This window comes from Pseudarthrobacter sp. NPDC092439, from assembly GCF_044754945.1.
GTDB lineage: Bacteria > Actinomycetota > Actinomycetes > Actinomycetales > Micrococcaceae > Arthrobacter.
Genome location: NZ_JBIVQB010000001.1, coordinates 458994 through 475633 on the forward strand (window position 1 = coordinate 458994; position 16640 = coordinate 475633).

Below are 16640 nucleotides of genomic sequence, written 5' to 3' on the forward strand. Positions count from 1 at the left end.
ATGAGGACTCGAATCGAGAGACCCACCCGCTGGCCGTTGATCACCAAAGACCCCGCGTCGTTTCGCATACCGCCCAACCTTGCGGACTACGACGGGGCCTGCCAGGCCTTCACGTGGGATGAAGCGCGGCGGGAGCTGTCCGGGCTGCCCGGGGGCCGGGGGCTGAACATCGCGTATGAAGCGGTTGACCGGCACGTGGACGGCGGGCAGGGCGGACGGGAAGCAGTACGTTTTGTTCGGGCAGACGGCCAGGTGCGTTCACTGACCTACCTGGCTCTGGCAGAAGAGTCAGGGAAATTTGCCTCCGTCCTCCGGGAACTTGGTATCCAGAGGGGTGAACGGGTCTTCTCGCTGCTGGGCCGGTGCCCCGACCTCTATGCGGCGGTACTGGGGACCTTCAAGAACGGCAGCGTCTTCTGCCCACTTTTCTCCGCCTTCGGCCCCGAACCGGTGCGGCAAAGACTGCATCTTGGGGCGGGACGGGCGCTGGTGACCACCAGGGCCCTGTACCGCAAGAAGGTGGCCCCTATCCGGGACAGCCTCCCCGACCTGCGCGTTGTCCTGCTGGCTGACGCGGAGGGGACGCCGGAACCGGGAACCTTTGACCTTGCAGAACTCATGGCGGCTGCCGCCCCCTCGCCGGACATCACCGTGACCCAACCGGATGATATGGCCCTGCTGCACTTCACGAGCGGCACCACCGGCACCCCCAAAGGGGCTGTACACGTCCATGAGGCCGTAGTTGCGCACTACGCCACCGGGACCTACGCCTTGGACCTCCACCCGGATGACATCTACTGGTGCACCGCAGATCCGGGCTGGGTGACCGGCATGTCCTACGGCATCATCGCCCCACTGGCGCATGGGGTCACTGCCGTCGTCGATGAGGAAGAACTGGACGCGGAGCGCTGGTACCGGATCCTCGCCGAGCAAAGGGTGGCCGTCTGGTACACAGCCCCCACCGCGCTGCGCATGCTGATGAAGGCCGGCGCAGACAAGGCCGCCGGGCATGACCTCTCCGCACTTCGGTTCGTGGCCAGCGTGGGCGAGCCACTGAATCCCGAAATAGTCATGTGGGGCCAGGACTTCCTCGGCCTGCCCGTCCACGACAACTGGTGGCAAACCGAGACCGGCGGCATCATGATCGCCAACTACCCGGCAATGCCTATCCGTCCCGGCTCCATGGGCCGGCCCCTGCCCGGGATCGAGGCCGCCCTGGTCGCCAGGGACGGCCAGGGCAAGCCGGTCATCGAGGACGGCACAGCCCGACTCGTCACCGCACCCGATGTCATGGGCGAATTGGCGCTCCGCCCTGGCTGGCCATCGATGTTCCGCGGCTACCTTAACGAGGAGGAGAGGTACCGGCGCTGTTTCGCGGGAGGCTGGTACCTCACCGGCGACCTTGCAAAGCGCGACGCCGACGGGTACTTCTGGTTCGTAGGACGCGGGGATGACGTCATCAAGTCGTCAGGCCACTTGATCGGCCCCTTCGAGGTCGAAAGCTGCCTGATGGAGCATCCTGCAGTGGCGGAGGCCGGCGTGATCGGTGTGCCCGATCCCGTAGCGGGCGAAGTGGTCAAGGCCTTTATCGAACTGCGGCCAGGATACGAACCGTCCGAAGGTCTCCGGTTGGAAATCATCGGCTTCGCCCGCAAACGACTGGGATCAGCCGTCGCCCCCAGGCTGGTCGATTTCACTCCAGACCTGCCCAAGACCCGCAGCGGCAAGATCCTCCGCCGGCTGTTGAAGGCCCGTGAACTGGGCCTGCCGGAGGGCGACCTGTCGACGCTGGAGCAAGCAGGGCAGCGGCCATGAACGCCATGCGGGGCCAGGACATCCCGGATGCAGAGCACGCCCGGCATCTCCTGCGGCAAATGCTGCGGGTTCGCAGGCTTGAGGAAAAGTGCATCGAACTCTACAGCGCCGCCAAAATCCGCGGATTCCTGCACGTCTACATCGGCGAGGAAGCCGTGGCCGCAGGCGTACTTGAAATTCTCGCGTCCGAGGACGCGGTGGTGGCCACCTACCGTGAGCACGGCCATGCACTCCTGCGCGGTGTATCGGCAGGGGCCATCCTCGCAGAAATGTATGGCCGGCTCGAGGGATGCTGCCGCGGCCGTGGAGGCTCCATGCACCTCTTTGATGCCGCAACCAGGTTCTACGGCGGAAACGCGATCGTGGCGGGTGGACTTCCACTCGCAGTCGGGCTGGCCCTGGCAGACAAAATGTGCGGCCGGCGCCGGATCACCGTCTGTTTCTTCGGTGAAGGCGCGGTGGCCGAGGGCGAATTCCACGAAAGCCTGAACCTGGCAGCACTGTGGCAGCTTCCCGTGCTTTTCTGTTGCGAAAATAACCTGTACGCGATGGGCACGGCACTGAGCCGTTCGGAGTCCCAGACGGACATGGCACTCAAGGCCTCGGGCTATGAGATTCCGGCCTGGACCGTTGACGGCATGGACGTGCTCGTGGTCGAGGAAGCTGCCCGGCGGGCGGTGGATGCGGTTCGGGCCGGCGGCGGCCCGCACTTCCTGGAGCTGCGCACCTACCGCTTCCGCGCCCACTCAATGTTCGATCCTGAGCTGTACCGGGATAAATCGGAAGTAGCCCGCTGGATGGAGCGGGACCCCATCCTCCTGCTCAAGGCCGCGCTGGAGTCGGCCGGTCAATTGCCGGAAGAGCAGTGGGCCGGCCTGCAGGCGGACATCGACGCGGAGATGGCAAACGGCGTCGATTTCGCCGAGGAGGGAACCCTCGAACCCGTGGAAGACCTCACCCGGTTCGTCTACAGCGAGAGAAGCGTTGACGCCGAGGAAGGACGGGCAGCAGGATGAAGACCACGTACCGCGAAGCCATGCGTGCGGCCCTCCGCGACGCCCTGCAACGCGACGGCCGGGTCTTCTTGATGGGCGAGGATGTGGGCCGCTACGGCGGGAGCTTCGCCGTCAGCCTTGGCCTGCTGGAGGAATTCGGGCCGGAACGCATCCGCGACACGCCGCTGTCCGAGTCGGGTTTCGTAGGCGCCGGCATCGGGGCCGCGCTGGGCGGGATGCGGCCGGTCGTCGAAATCATGACGGTCAATTTCAGCCTCCTGGCGCTGGACCAGATCGTCAACAACGCAGCGACGCTGCTGCACATGTCCGGCGGGCAGTTCAACGTGCCGATCGTCATCCGGATGACCACCGGAGCCGGCCGTCAGCTGGGCGCGCAGCACTCGCACAGCCTGGAAGGTTGGTACGCGCACATCCCCGGCCTGCGGATCCTGGCCCCTGCCACGCTGGCCGACGCCCGCGGCATGCTCTGGACCGCGCTGGAAAACCCGGACCCGGTCCTGATTTTTGAGCACGGATCCCTCTACAACGTCGCCGGAGAGCTGGCGGACGACGCCGGACCGGTGGACATCGGCACGGCCGCCGTCCTGCGCCCGGGCACCGGCGTTACGCTCATCACGTACGGCGGCACCCTTCCGGCCGTGCTTGAAGCCGCTGACCAGCTGGAAGCGGAAGGCGTCGACGCGGAGGTCATCGATCTGCGGACCCTGCGGCCGCTCGACGATGCCACCATCCTCGGCAGCGTCGGCAGGACGCACCGGGCAGTGGTGGTGGACGAGGGCTGGCGCAGCGGCAGCATCTCAGCTGAGATAGCAGCCCGGATCAGCGAACATGCCTTCTTTGACCTGGATGCCCCGGTGCAACGGGTTTGCAGCGCGGAGGTGCCGGTGCCGTATGCCAAGCACATGGAGCTCGCCGCTCTGCCGTCGGTGGAACGGGTGGTGGCTGCGGCTCGGGAAGCTGCGGGTGTCCATGACTGAGTTCCGGATGCCGTCCCTGGGCGCCGACATGGAGCACGGCAAGGTGGTGGAGTGGCTGGTCAGGCCCGGCGACTATGTCCGCAAGGGCGATCTCATTGCGGCTGTGGACACGGACAAGACCGTGATGGATATTGAGTCTTTCGAGGAAGGCGTCGTTGCCGAGTTCCTCGTGGAAATCGGCGACACGGTGGATGTGGGGACGCCGATCGCCCGGATCACGGCCACGCCCGCACAGCTGCCCTCCGAACGCCCACCCCGTGACCAGGCTGCAAAGCTTCCGCCCCCCGTACGGCACCTGGCGCATTCGTTGGGAGTCGACGTCGGTTCGCTCCACGGGAGCGGCAGGAACGCTGAGGTGACGCGTGCCGACGTCGAACGCGCCGGGGCGGCGTCCCTCACCAAGGCGGCCGTTCTCCCGCCACCGCCCCGGAGGCCGCACCCGGCACCGCCCGGCGCGGCCGGTGGCGGCCGGGTGCGCTCCTCGCCGCTGGCGCGCCGGCTGGCGGAGCGGCTCGGCGTGGACCTGAAGGGCTTGGCCGGAACCGGACCCGGCGGGGCTGTGACCGAGGCGGACGTGCGCCGCGAAGCATCCGGCGGACCCCGGAAGGAGGCGCCGGGCGGGAAGGCGGAAAGCCTCCGGCAGGCGGTGGGAGCGCTGATGTCCCGTTCCAAGAAGGAGATCCCGCACTACTACCTGGCCACAACCCTGGACCTGGCGGCTGCCATGGCGTGGATGGCGTCGGCCAACCAGGAGCGGCCGGTCGCCTCGCGCCTGGTTCCGTCAGCATTGCTGCTCAAGGCCACGGCGCTGGCGGCGAAGGAAGTGCCGGAGATGAATGGCTTCTTCGCGGACGGCTCCTTCCGCCCCGGCACAGCCGTGCACCTTGGGGTGGCGGTGGCCCTGCGCCAAGGCGGGCTCGTGGCACCTGCCCTGCATGATGCGGACGCCCTGACGCTCGACGAACTCATGGAGCAGCTGCGGGGCCTCGTTGCCCGGGCGCGGGCCGGCCGGCTGCAGCGGGCCGAGATGGCCGATCCGACCATCACCGTCACCAACCTGGGCGACCTCGGTGTGGAAAGCGTGTACGGGGTCATCTATCCGCCGCAGGTCGCCATGGTTGGCTTTGGCAGGGTCACGGAGCAGCCCTGGGCCCATCACGGCATGCTCGGAATCCGCCACGCCGCCACTGCAACCCTGTCCGCGGACCACAGGGTCAGCAACGGCCTGCGCGGCGGCCGTTTCCTGTCCCGTATCGATGAGCTGTTGCAGACCCCGGAGGAGCTATGAACCGGCAGGATGCCCGGGCGGCAGTCCAGGCGGCAATCGGCCAGGTGGCGCCCGACGTCGAACCCGGGGACCTCGTCGACGGCGCGAGGCTGCGCCAGGACCTGGAGCTGGATTCCCTCGACTTCCTCCGCCTGGTGGAGTCCATCGCAGGATCCACGGGGGTGGACATCCCCGAGCGGGACTATCCCACGGTGGCCACCGTGGGGGGCCTGGTGGAATACGTGGCCGCCCACGCCTAGCTGCGTATACCTGGCCGCCGCTGCACGCGCCGCCTGTCAGCCGAACAGCACCGCCGCCTCCTGGTAGCGCGATTCGGGGACCACCTTCAAGGCTCCAATGGCCTGTTCCAGCCCGACGTTGACGATCTCGGTGCCGCGGAGAGAAACCATCGTTCCCCACAGGCCTGCAGCTGCTGCCCCCGCCGCGGCCATACCCAGCCTGGTGGCCAGGACGCGGTCGAAAGCAGTCGGTTCGCCGCCGCGCTGGATGTGGCCGAGGACGGTGGCCCGGGTTTCAATCCCCGTCAGCTCTTGCAGCTCCCGCTCAAGGGCAAGGCCGATTCCGCCGAGCCGGGGCCGTCCAAAGGTATCCAGGCCGCGGGGCGCGTAGGGCGCGTCTTCCCCTTCGGGCGTAAATGCCTCAGCCACCACCACCAGCGGTGCCCGCCCGCGGTCCCGGGCCGAGGTCACCCAGGCGGCTACCTGCTGCAGGGCCACCCTGTGTTCCGGAATCAGGATGGCATGGGCGCCGGACGCCATTCCCGCATGCAGCGCGATCCAGCCGGCGTTCCGGCCCATCACCTCGGCAATCATGCAGCGGTGGTGCGATTCGCCCGTGGTCCGCAGCCTGTCGATGGCTTCGGTGGCGGTCTGCACTGCCGAATCGAACCCGAAGGTATAGTCCGTGGCGCCGAGGTCGTTGTCGATCGTTTTGGGCACCCCGATGACTTGGAGGCCCTGGTCCGCGAGTGCCTTCGCCGCGGCCAGTGTGCCTTCGCCGCCGATCGCGATGAGGCCCTCCAGCCGGTGGCGCAGGAAACTGCCACGCACCGCCTCCGCCCCGCCTTCCGACAGCGGGTTGGTGCGGGATGTTCCCAGGATGGTTCCGCCCAGCCGGGAGATGCCGCGCACGGCGTGCCGCGGCAAGGGCAATGCGTCGTGCTCCACGACTCCCCGCCAGCCGTCGCGGAAGCCGACGAACTCGTAGCCGTGCGTGACGGCTCCCGCCAGCACGGCACCGCGGATCACCGCGTTCACCCCCGGGCAGTCGCCGCCACTGGTCAGGATCCCCAGTCGTTCCACCGGTGTCATGAGGCGGCCGGTCCCTTCGTCTGGCGGGGAGAGGCGAAGTCCCTTGCCTGGCCGGGGGCAAGCGTCGTGTTCCGGCCGTCCACCCGGAGCTTGATGGGCAGCGCCTCTCCCGGCGCGGAGGAGACGCCCATGTGCCCGTCTTTGAGGCGCACTGTAAGGAAGTGGCCGCGGTACCGGACTTCGAAGGCGACGGCGTTCAGGCCCGTGGGCAGGTTGGGGGCGAACTCCAGGGTGTCGCCGCTCATCCGCAGCCCGGCGAAACTGCGCTGGATGACGTCGATGGTTCCCGCCATGGCACCCAAGTGGATGCCGCCCCTGGTGGTGCCGTGCTGAGTGTCGTCCAGGTCGGCATCCAGTGCCTCGCGGAAACTGTCCCAGGCGCGGTCGGCATCGACCCCGGCCAGCACCGATGCGTGGGCAACACGGCTGAGGGTGGATCCGTGTGCCGTCCTGGCGAGGTAGTACTCAATGGTCCGGTGCAGCTGTTCCATTGTGAACGCATAGCCGAGCCCGTTGAGGAAAGCGACGAGGCCTTCATGCCCCAGCAGGTACGGCAGCATGAGGACGTCGGCCTGCTTGGCAAGTTTGTACCGGTTGGTTTTGTCCCCCTCGGCTTCCAGGATCAGGTCAAGCCGTTCAATGCTGTCGTAGTGTTCCCGGTAATGCTCCCAGTCCAGTTCCTGCAGGTGTTCGTAGCCTTCGAACTGGCTGATCAGACCGTCGGGGCCAAAAGGCACGTACATTGCATTGCCGACGCGCGCCCAGCCGTCCGGTTCACCGCCGGCCACGCCAAGGCGTTCCAGCAGTTCGGCCAGCTCGCTGCCGTGGGCGGTGGTGGTGAGTTCTGCGGCCTGCACGCACACCCAGGCCGCCATGACATTGGTGTAGGCGTTGTCGTCCAGTCCGGGCCGGCTCCGCGCCGGGTAGCCGGTGTGGTATTCATCGGGTCCCACCACTCCTTTGAGGTGGTATCGCCCGGAGGCTTGGTCGTACTCGGCCAGGGATGCGAAAAACCGGGCGACTTCGATCAGGAGTTCCGCTCCCCGGTGATGGAGCCACGCTGAGTCGCCCGTGGCCTGGAAGTACTGCCAGGCGTTGAAGGCGACCGCCAGCCCGGCGTGCAGCTGCATGTGGGAATGGTCCCGGACCCACCGCCCGGATCTTTCGTTGTACAGCCACTTCGGGGTTTCCTCCTGGCCGTCGCTGCCGCTTTGCCATGGAAACTTTGCTCCCCGCAGCCCCAGCAGCCGTGCAGCGTGGCGGGCAGCCGGAAGCCTGCGCCAGCGGTAGTTGATCAGGGCGCGGGCGACATACGGCGTCCGCGACGTCAACAGGGGCAGCACGAACAGTTCGTCCCAGAAGACATGCCCCCGGTATCCCTCCCCGTGCAGGCCCCGGGCGGTGACTCCGGCATCGAGCTCGGCGGTGTGGTGGGCGAGGGTCTGCAGAAGGTGGAAAATATGCAGGTTCAGCACCATCCGGACCTGCACGGGGGCGTCCATCTCCACCAGGAACGGCCGCAGCTCCTGCCGCCACGCCGAACTGTGGGCAGCCAGCAGCGCGTCGAAGTCGCCGCCCGCGCGGTCCAGCACCGCCCTTGCTTCGGATTCGGGACTGGAGATCGCGTGGTCGCGGGATGTCACCACCGCCACCGTCTTGGTGACCGACGCCGTCGCCCCCTCCTCGAGGGCGACCGTGAAGGATTGGAAGTGCAGGCCACCTTTGCGGCCCGACAGGCCTGGCAATGCTCCGCCGGCCACGCTGGTTCGGAAGGCCGACGCGATCCGGACCAGGCTTTGTGTGGTCTCCGCCTGCACCACAGCCGTGCTGTCCGCCGGATCAGTGCCGGCCAGTCCGGGGCCGGTCCTGTCCGTGAGGTGGATTCCCGGCCCCGCGGAAGGATGGGTGATATTCGCGTTCCGGACGCCGGTGTTGATGCCGCTGCGCACTTCAAGGGTTCCGCTCCAGCCCAGGGGTGTGATCCTCGTGGCGAGGCCCAGCAGATGGGGCTCGGCCATCGAGACGAACCTGGTCTGGACCACTTCCATGCGCCGCCCGCCGGCAGCTTCCAGGAGCAGCCGCCGTTCCAGGACGGCGGCCCGAAGGTCCAGGGTCCTGCGTTCCCGAAGGACCACCAGCCCTCCCTCGGACCACCAGGTTCCGCCCGGCAACCTCAGGTCCAGGGGAAGGCAATCGGGGCCGTTCACCATGTGCTCTTCCAGCAGCTCTTCACCCGCCACGGAGGCAACCACGCGGTTGTAGACCCCGGCAAGGTACATGCCCGGATAGCTGAAGGGCCCCCCTTCGGGGGCGGCGCCCCGTACGGCAAAGTAGCCGTTTCCCAGCGTGGTTAGCGCTTCCCGGTGCCCCTCGTGCCCGGGATCGAATCCTTCGTAGACAAGCTGCCAGGGATCACCGGCAACGAGTCCCAGGTCCAGTTCCGCAACGTCATTGAGTACGACGGCGGCCCCGGCCGCCTCGAGTTCGCGCCGGATTCCGTTGCGGTCAATTCCCACGACGAGGCCGAAACCGCCGCGGCGGGCGGCCTGCACGCCCGCGCCGGCATCCTCGATGACGACGGAGCGGGACGGGAGGACTCCGAGCCGGGACGCTGCCGCGAGGAAGGTGTCCGGGGCGGGCTTTCCCTGCAGCCCGAGGCTTGCGGCCAGGTTGCCGTCCACCACCGCGTTGAAATAGCGGGTAAGTCCTGCTGACTCCAGGATCGCCGAGGCGTTGCGGCTGGACGTGACAAGGGCGGCCCGCACCCCGGCGCCGGAAAGCCGCTGCAGGAGCTGCAGTGTTCCCGGGTAGGCCTGGACGCCGCCGCGCTTCAGGCGTTCCAGGAACAGGCGGTTCTTCAAGGCGCCAAGGCCACCCGCTGTCCATGCCCCCGGCTCGTCGGCCTGCGTCCCGCGGTCTATCTCCACTCCCCTGGCGGCGAGGAACTTCAGGACGCCATCCTCGCGGGGAAGGCCGTCGATGAAGTTCAGGTAGTCGGCCTTGGTCATCGGGGCGCGGTTTGCCGCCGGCGGGATCCGGGGGTCCTGCAGGATCCGGTCAAACGCGTCCTTCCACGCGGCGCGGTGCACGGATGCGGTATTGGTGACCACGCCGTCCAGGTCGAAGATCACAGCGTCGAAGGGCGGCTTCGCAGCAGCAGCGGTCGGCGACGTGGTCATGGCTTCATCAGTACCAGTGAAGGCGCCGACGCTTCCAGTGCCTTTAGGCCTGTTTGCCAAGCCGCTGTTCGGCCGCCGCGATGATGGGGATGGTCCGCAGGTACGTGTCTGGATTCAGCGAGATGGAGTCGATGCCCTGGTCCACCAGGAATTCGGCGAGGTCGGGGTGGTTGCTGGGGCCCTGTCCGCAGATGCCGATTTTGATCCCGGCGGCGTGGGCCTTGCCGATGGCCTCGGCAATCATGGTGGTGACCGCCGGATCCCGCTCGTCGAAGAGCGCGGCGAGCTGCTCGGAATCACGGTCCACTCCCAGGACCAGCTGCGTAAGGTCGTTCGAACCAATGGAGAAGCCGTCGAAACGCCGCGCGAAGTCGCCGGCCAGCACCACATTGGCCGGTATTTCACACATCATGTACAGCTGGAGCCCCGCTTCACCGCGGACCAGCCCGTGGTCCGCCATGGCCTTGATCACGAGGTCAGCTTCGCCCACCGTCCGGCAGAACGGGACCATGACGACCACGTTGGAAAAGCCGATGTGTTCCCGGACCCGCTTGAGGGCTTCGCATTCCAGCGCGAACCCCTCCCGGTACTGTTCGCTGTAGTAGCGAGAGGCTCCGCGGAAGCCGAGCATCGGGTTCTCTTCGGGTTGTTCGAAGGCGCCGCCTCCGATGAGGTGGCTGTATTCGTTGGTTTTGAAGTCGCTGAGGCGGACAATGACGGGCTTGGGGTAGAAGGGCGCCGCGATTTTCGCGATCCCGGTGGCCAGGACATCGACGAAATACTCCCGGCGGTCCCGGTAGCCCCGGGTCAGGTCTTCGATCAGCGCGGTGGCCTCCGGATCGGCGACGCGCTCGGGATGGACCAGGGCCATGGGATGGATGCGGATCAGGTTGGTGATGATGAATTCCATCCGCGCGAGGCCAACCCCCGCGGCCGGCAGGCGCCACCACTTGAATGCGGCGGCTGGGCTGCCAATATTGACCATCACAGCCGTCCGGGTGGCGGGAAGGGTGGCCATGTCCACTTCTTCCACGGCGAAGTCCAGCAGCCCTTCATAGACATGGCCTTCTTCGCCTTCGGCACAGGACAAGGTCGCCGGTGCGCCGTTGGCGAGGACTTCCGTTGCGTTCCGGGTGCCGACGACGGCCGGCACCCCCAGTTCGCGGCTGACGATCGCGGCGTGGCTGGTGGGTCCTCCATGGTCGGTGACGATTCCTGACGCCCGCTTCATCACCGGCACCCAGTCCGGATCGGTCATCCGGGTCACCAGGACGGAGCCGTCCACGAAGTCTTCAATGTCCTTTGGGTCACGGATGACGCAGGCAGGACCGCGGGCAATGGAATCCCCGATGGCAGCCCCGGACGTCAGGAGCCTGCCCTGCTGCCGAAGACGGTACGTCCGGAAGGTTGAGCCCGTCCTCTGGGCCTGCACGGTCTCCGGCCGCGCCTGCACCATGAACAGTTCGCCGGTGATGCCGTCCTTTGCCCACTCCATGTCCATCGGACGCCCGTAGTGGTCCTCAACGGCCGCGGCCCACCGTGCCAGCAAGACAACTTCCGGGTCCGACAACACCAGGGACCTGCGTTCGTGTGCGGTGGTTTCCACCATTTGCGTGCGGGCATCACCGCCGTGGCTGTAGACCATTTTCCGTTCTTTGGCCCCTACGTGCCGTTCAATGACGGGGCTCAGCGAAGCATTGGCCAGCAGGGGCTTGAACACCTGGTACTTGTCCGGGTTGACGGTTCCCTGCACCACGGTTTCCCCGAGTCCCCACGCGGCACTGATGAGGACGGCGCCGGGAAACCCCGACTCGGTGTCGATCGAGAACATCACTCCGGAAGCACCGACGTCGGACCGCACCATCCGCTGGACACCCACGGACAGGGCAACATCGAGGTGGTCAAACCCCTTGATCTCGCGGTAGGTGATGGCCCTGTCGGTGAACAGCGAGGCGTAGCAGCGGCGGCAGGCGTCCAGGACCGCCCGCTCCCCCGCCACGTTCAGGAACGTCTCCTGCTGGCCTGCGAAACTGGCATCGGGCAGGTCTTCAGCCGTGGCGCTGCTCCGGACGGCCACCGGCACCTGCTGCTCCCCTGCCCGGCGGCAGAGTGCCCGGTAGTGTTCGCGGATGCCGGCAGCCGTGTCCTCCGGGAAGGTCGCTGCGAGGAAAAGCTCCCGAATGGCGGCGCCTGCCTGCCGCAGCGTTGACTGTCCGCTGCGGTAGTCCGCAACGAGTTCCTTGATCCGCGGCACCAGGGCGTTGGCTTCCAGGAACGCCCTGTAGGCCGACGCCGTGGTCGCAAACCCTTCCGGAACGCTGACGCCGGCCGACCGCAGGGACCGGCTGAGCTCCCCGAGTGAAGCATTCTTCCCTCCAACGGAGGCTATGTCCCCGATGCCCGTCTCCTCGATCCATATCACACGGGCGTTATTGACGGATGTTGGCGCGGCAGCTTTCATTCCTCGATTCTGTGCCCGTCCGGAACCCGGCGGGCAGAGTCTTTGGTCCTGCGGGGACGGGCGGGCGGGCACGGGTGGCCGCGGCTAGCCCGGGCGCTTCCGGCCCCTGATTTCCTTGTAGGCCCAGTCGGCGGCAAGGACCGCCGGTATCGCCAGGAGCGCCAGGACGAAGCCGGCAGGCGGCGGCGGGGCGTGCCCCAGCAGCGCAGCGGCCTGGGGAATGTACAGGCACGCGGCGAGGACGGCCAGTTCGGCCAGGACGGCCCAGGCCAGGAGCCTGTTGGTGCCCCAGCCCAGGCTCCACGGCGCCGCCGTCGCGCTCCGGCACGCATAGGCGTTGGCGAGCTGGCCAAGGACGACGGCGGTGAAGGCGGCCCCGGAGGCTGCCATCAGGAGCCCCGCCTCCGGGGCTTCGCCGCGGATCCAGCCGCCGCCGAACAGCACGGCGGAGAACGCCGCCATTTCCACCGCCGCCTCCACGGGCCCCAGCACGCAGAAAACCCGGATCATGAGCTGCCTGTCCATCAGGTGCCGCCGCTCCGGCGGCCGGGCCAGGACGTGCTTGCCAGGGGGTTCAGCACCCAGTGCCAGCGCGGGAAGCAGGTCGGTGCCGATGTCCAGGGCCAGGATCTGGAGCACGCCGAGGGCAAGCGGAAACTGCCCGCCGGAGAGCGCCCAGATGACGAAAGGGGTCAGCTCGGCCACATTGTCCGTGAGGTGGTAGGTCAGGAACCGGTGGATGTTGGAATAGGTGGCGCGGCCTTGCTCGATGGCGGCCACGATGGTGCCGAAGTGGTCGTCGAGGAGGACCAGGTCCGCGGCCTCGCGGGCCACATCGGTGCCGGTCAGGCCCATGGCCACGCCGATATCGGCTTCGCGGAGTGCCGGCCCGTCGTTGACGCCGTCGCCCGTCATGGCCACCACGTGGCCCCTGGACTGCAATGCCTTGGCCACGCGGAGTTTCTGTTCCGGGGACACCCTGCTCACCACCACCCCGTCCCGGTCCAGCAGTGCACCGAGCATCTGTTCGTCGTCGGGAAGGCCGGCGCCTTCCAGCACGCACTCCGGTGACCCGATCAGGCCGATTTCGCGGGCGATGGCCGCGGCAGTTTCAGGATGGTCGCCAGTGATCATGCCCAGCTTGAGCCCCGCCCTGCGCGCGGCTTGAATGACTTCCGCCGCGTCGGTCCGGGGCGGATCATGTAGGCCGACCAGGCCCAGCAGCTCCATATGACGCTCGATGAGCTCCGCAGGACAGAACTCCCATCTTCCGGCCGCAGGATCATCGGCGTCCAGCCGGCGCCGTGCCACGGCGATCACCCGCAGGCCCCTCGATGCCATGCCCGTCACCTCGTCCCGCAGGAGCGCCGGCACGTCGCGGCACAAGGGGAAAACGGCTTCCGGGGCGCCCTTGCAGTACGCGTCCGTTCCGATAACCGCCGTTTCGCGGCGGCGCGCAGGATCGAAGGCGATGCGGCGTGAGGGTGTTTCCCGCTGTGCGGTACGGCCGGTCAGCCTGCGGGCAAGCACATCGATGGCGGCTTCCATTGGATCCCCCTGTGCCCGCCATTGCCCGTCGCGGAACTCTGCGCCTCCTTGGGATGCGGCGAGCGCCGCGAGCGCTGCCTCTGCTGCCCGGTCGATCCCTTCCCCTTCCACCGCCGCTTCGGGCTGGTACCCCTCGCCCGCCAGCTGGACGCGGCCGGCCGTCGTGAGGACTTCGACGGCGTTCATCCTGTTTTGGGTCAGCGTTCCGGTCTTGTCGGTGCAAATGAAGGTGGTGGAGCCGAGGGTCTCCACGGCTTCCAGGTTGCGCACCAGTGCCTTGCGGGATGCCATCCGCTGGGCGCCCATGGCCAGCGAAAGAGTGACAGTGGGCAGCAGGCCTTCGGGGACGAGGGCCACGGCCACGCCGATGGCGAACAGGAAGGCGTCCCGCCACTGGAAGCCCACCAGCAGCGAAGTGGTGAAGAAGAGTGCGGCGATTGCCAGGGCCACACCTGCGATGACCCGGACTATCCTGCGCAGCTCGAGGGACAGCGGTGTGGGTGGAGGCGCGGCCTGGCTTGTCAATGCAGCGATTCCGGCCAGCCGGGTCCGGGCACCGGTTGCCGTCACAACCGCTTCGCCCTCCCCGTTGACCAGGAAGGTTCCACCCCATGCGGCATCACCTGCCTTCTTGGGCACCAGCTCGCTCTCGCCGGTCAGCATGGACTCGTCCACAGTGCAGGCTGATGCCGTGTCCAGGACCGCGTCGGCCGGCACGCGGTCACCGGCGGCCAGGAGCACCACGTCTCCGGTCACGAGTTCGCTTGCGTGGACCGTGCGGACCCGTCCGTCCCGCCGCACCACCACGTCCGCGGGCAGAAGCCCGCGGAGCCTGGCGGCAGCGTGCTGGGCACGTTCCTGCTGGATGTGGGCGAAGACGCCGTTGACGATGACGACGACGACAATCGCCACTGCCAGTTGCGGCATGTCGGCGACGTAGGCAAGGACAGCGGCGCACCACAGCATCAGGGCAAAGAAATGTGTCATCTCGCCCCAGAGTTTCCGCCACTGGGGTACGGGCTTTTCCGCCGGAAGGAGGTTGGGTCCTGTCCGCTGGAGAAGCTCCGCCGCCTGCGTGGAGGTCAGGCCGTCCGCCGTCCTCACATGTACTCCGCCTCCTGGGTGGTTGAGGCGGAGGACATCATGCCCGGAAGGCGGTCTGCACCGTGAAGGGCCCGCAACCCGTTCACAATCGTGGCCAGGTCGACGAGTTCCTGGAGGAGGGCCCCGGTGACCGCCGGTATGTACCCGGTCATGGCCACTGCCATCAAGGCGATGCTGGCACCGATTCCGACCCAGATACTGGTCAGCGCCACTGACAGCGTGCGTTTTCCAACGGCCACTGCCAGGGCCACTTTGGAGAGGTCATCCAGCATGACAACGACGTCGGCGGACTCGCTAGCCGCCGTCGCACCCTTTGCGCCCATGGCGACGCCAACATCCGCCGCGGCCAGGACCGGGGCGTCGTTGACGCCGTCGCCCACCATGAGGACCGGGCGGTCGGCGATGGCGGCCACGGACCTGACCTTGTCGGCGGGCAGGCATTCAGCTTGGACGTGCCGGATGCCGGCCTCCCGGGCGATATGGGCTGCGGTCGCGCCGGCGTCGCCGGTGAGCAGCATGGTGTGCCGGATGCCAAGGCGCCGGAGCGCAGAGAGCGTATCCAATGCGTTAGCGCGCAGCGGGTCCTTCATGACCAGAGCGCCGGCGTAGGTTCCATTGACGGCGACATAGACGGCCAGTTGCCCGCTTTCCAGCGCGACTGCCCGGAACCCGCTTGCTGAAGCGTGGACGAGTCCTGCCTTGCCTACCAGTACCCTTTGGCCGCCGCACTCTGCTTCCACACCCTGCGTGGCCTGTTCCGTTGCCTGAGCCACCGGGAGGAGCCGAAGGTTCCTCGCGGCAGCGGCTGCGATGACGGATGAGGCAAGGACGTGGGACGAGAACTGTTCAGCGGATGCGGCCAGCTGCAGCAGCCGGTCCTCGTCAAGAGCGCCGCCGGACCCTGTTTCCGGCCCGGCGGCCAGTTCAACCCTGTCCAGCACCGGCCGGCCGGACGTGAGGGTTCCGGTCTTGTCAAAGACGGCGGTCCGCGCCCTGGCCAGCTGTTCGAGGGTGCTGGTGTTCTTGATGATGATGCCCTTGCGGGCCGCCTGGCTGGTGCCCGCCAGGAATGCCACCGGTGCGGCTATGAGGAGCGGGCAGGGCGTCGCCACTACCAGGACCTGGGCGAAACGGACAGCGTCCCCGGACAGCAGCCACGCAGTTCCCGCCATGGCGAGGGCGAGAACGGTGAAAGGCACCGCGTAGCGGTCCGCCAGCCGCACCACCGGAGCCCTGCTGGCGGAAGCTTCCTCCACCAGGGCGATGATCCGGCTGTACTGGGAATCGGCAGCAGTGGCGGCCGCGCGCATCCTGATGGCCGCCTCGCCGTTGACTGACCCGCTCAGCAGCAGTTCCCCGCGGCGCCGCTCCACCGGCAGGCTCTCCCCCGTCAGCGACGATTCGTCCATGCCGGCCGAATCCGACAGGAGCTCGCCGTCCACCGGCACCAGCTCGGAGGGACGCACCACCAGCACATCCCCCGGCACCACCGCATCGACGGGTATGTCGTCCAGGACCGGTCCGGCCATCTCCCGGTGCGCGAACCGGGGCGCGCGGTCCAGCAGGGACCTCAGCTCGCGTACTGCCCGGCCGTGGGCGAAGTCTTCAAGCCCTTCTCCGCTGGCAAGCATGAGGATCACCACTAGCGCGGCGAGGTATTCGCCCACGGCGACGGTACTGGCCACGGCCATGAGCGCCAGGAGATCAATGCCCCAGCGGCCCTTTCGGAGGGACCGGATCATGGACACGGACCTGGCGAGCACAACGGCGGCGGCATAGGCCGAAGCGAGCAGCCGGACCGGCTCTTCGAGGCCGAACTGCGGCAGGAGCAGGGTGACCAGGATGATGCTTGAGGTCAGCGCCACCAGGGGATATAGCCGGAGAAGTCTGCCGGCACGGCTTCCCCGGGGAGAACCGGCGGCCATGTGCCCAGTCAGCCCGG

At 67.7% G+C, this 16640-nt stretch carries 10 protein-coding genes; 5 read left to right on the forward strand and 5 right to left on the reverse strand.

Annotation, left to right across the window (positions count from 1 at the left end; all coding sequences use genetic code 11):
* From acsA to ACIQCM_RS02180, 5 genes are read left to right on the forward strand one after another with little or no spacing between them, the layout of a single operon-like run.
* On the forward strand, positions 1–1815 hold the full coding sequence (gene acsA / locus ACIQCM_RS02160; protein ID WP_400603529.1) for an acetate--CoA ligase: 1815 nt from the start codon (positions 1–3) through the stop codon (positions 1813–1815).
* On the forward strand, positions 1812–2831 hold the full coding sequence (gene pdhA / locus ACIQCM_RS02165; RefSeq protein WP_400603527.1) for a pyruvate dehydrogenase (acetyl-transferring) E1 component subunit alpha: 1020 nt from the start codon (positions 1812–1814) through the stop codon (positions 2829–2831). Before acsA ends, pdhA begins: the two co-directional genes overlap by 4 nt.
* Positions 2828–3808: an alpha-ketoacid dehydrogenase subunit beta gene (locus ACIQCM_RS02170; RefSeq protein WP_400603525.1), complete on the forward strand. Its 981-nt coding sequence runs from the start codon at positions 2828–2830 to the stop codon at positions 3806–3808. The genes pdhA and ACIQCM_RS02170 overlap by 4 nt, the downstream gene beginning before the upstream one ends.
* A complete protein-coding gene (locus tag ACIQCM_RS02175; RefSeq protein WP_400603523.1) occupies positions 3801–5096 on the forward strand; it encodes a dihydrolipoamide acetyltransferase family protein in 1296 nt (431 codons plus the stop codon). Before ACIQCM_RS02170 ends, ACIQCM_RS02175 begins: the two co-directional genes overlap by 8 nt.
* Entirely contained in the window at positions 5093–5335 is a 243-nt protein-coding gene (locus ACIQCM_RS02180) for an acyl carrier protein (protein ID WP_400603521.1), read from the forward strand. Before ACIQCM_RS02175 ends, ACIQCM_RS02180 begins: the two co-directional genes overlap by 4 nt.
* 36 nt (positions 5336–5371) lie before the next feature.
* On the opposite strand, the gene ACIQCM_RS02185 is transcribed toward ACIQCM_RS02180, so the two are convergent.
* The 5 genes from ACIQCM_RS02185 to ACIQCM_RS02205 all read right to left on the reverse strand — a co-directional run bounded on the left by ACIQCM_RS02185 (position 5372) and on the right by ACIQCM_RS02205 (position 16623).
* On the reverse strand, positions 5372–6406 hold the full coding sequence (locus tag ACIQCM_RS02185) for an ATP-dependent 6-phosphofructokinase (protein WP_400603519.1): 1035 nt from the start codon (positions 6404–6406) through the stop codon (positions 5372–5374).
* Positions 6403–9585 (reverse strand): beta-phosphoglucomutase family hydrolase, encoded by a 3183-nt coding sequence (locus tag ACIQCM_RS02190; protein ID WP_400603518.1) that lies wholly within the window; start codon positions 9583–9585, stop codon positions 6403–6405. The genes ACIQCM_RS02185 and ACIQCM_RS02190 overlap by 4 nt, the downstream gene beginning before the upstream one ends.
* Positions 9586–9628: 43 nt before the next feature.
* Positions 9629–12046 carry a phosphoenolpyruvate synthase gene (ppsA, locus tag ACIQCM_RS02195; protein WP_400603516.1) on the reverse strand — a complete coding sequence of 806 codons (2418 nt, stop codon included), beginning with the start codon at positions 12044–12046 and terminating at the stop codon, positions 9629–9631.
* Between the two features lie 84 nt (positions 12047–12130).
* Positions 12131–14698 (reverse strand): cation-translocating P-type ATPase, encoded by a 2568-nt coding sequence (locus tag ACIQCM_RS02200; protein ID WP_400603514.1) that lies wholly within the window; start codon positions 14696–14698, stop codon positions 12131–12133.
* The gene (locus ACIQCM_RS02205; protein ID WP_400604280.1) at positions 14695–16623 is read right to left on the reverse strand and encodes a heavy metal translocating P-type ATPase; all 1929 of its coding nucleotides are present in this window, start codon (positions 16621–16623) and stop codon (positions 14695–14697) included. Before ACIQCM_RS02205 ends, ACIQCM_RS02200 begins: the two co-directional genes overlap by 4 nt.
* Positions 16624–16640: the final 17 nt, after the last annotated feature.